Source organism: Cupriavidus consociatus, assembly GCF_017814975.1.
Classification (GTDB): domain Bacteria; phylum Pseudomonadota; class Gammaproteobacteria; order Burkholderiales; family Burkholderiaceae; genus Cupriavidus; species Cupriavidus consociatus.
The window spans coordinates 1-798 of the sequence record NZ_JAGIQA010000147.1 but is presented as its reverse complement, the minus strand read 5'-3'; the positions used below and the strand labels follow the sequence as shown (position 1 = coordinate 798).

Annotated in this window: 1 protein-coding gene; it reads right to left on the bottom strand. The window is 62.2% G+C overall.

The window, feature by feature from the left end:
* The coding region (locus tag J8I82_RS37825) for an IS701 family transposase (RefSeq protein WP_209765748.1) at positions 1 to 798 on the bottom strand (798 nt) is incomplete at both ends.

The following is a 798-nucleotide window of genomic DNA, read 5'->3' as shown; positions in this document are numbered from 1 at the left end:
GTTGTTCTATCAGCGCATCGGCTGGTGCTGTGGACAAGAAGTATTTGGTTGGCTCCGCTTCGCCCTCGGGCCACTCGACCAGCAACCACTCTTCGTCGCGCAAGGTGCTGCGCCAATAGTCCCGATGTGCCGGGCGAACCCGCACGGCCGCAAATCGCGATGAAAGGGCCGCATTTGTGCCTTCCCGCCAAGTCACCACTTGGTAAGCACTCGAGGGTAAAGCCATTGCCAAGGTCTTCACAGAAACCGGCTCATGGCCCGGTGCGCGACGCAGCAACTTCGGTGGCCTGCCCGGACCGCTTGCCGGTTTGGCCGGCAGTGGCGAGACGCCCTGCGGCCACACCGTCGTCATGGAGCGAATCCCGACGGCGTAGAGCAGACCCAATTCGGTCAGGCTTTCGCGAAAGCCGGTTTCATCGCCGTACGCAGCGTCGGCCAGCACGACTCCAGGGGGCACGCCGCCTGCGATCGCCTCGCGAACTTGTGCCAGCGCAATCTCCGGCTTGGTGGCGAACGCGATATCGTCTGGCACGCCGGCCTTCTCACGGCGAGTCGCATCGTCAGCCCATTCCTTGGGCAGATAAAGCTGATAAGCAATCGGAAGGCTGCCTTGCTCTGTGGCCAGCGACAGGCTGACTGCAACCTGGCAGTTGTCCTGCTTTCCGAGCTGCCCGCAATATTGCCGCGCCACACCAACCGAATGTTTGCCCTTCTTAGGGAGGCCCGTGTCGTCAATGATCCAATAGCGACCGCTTGGTGCTTCAAGCAAGGGCTGAACCCAGTCGCGGACACGCCCCA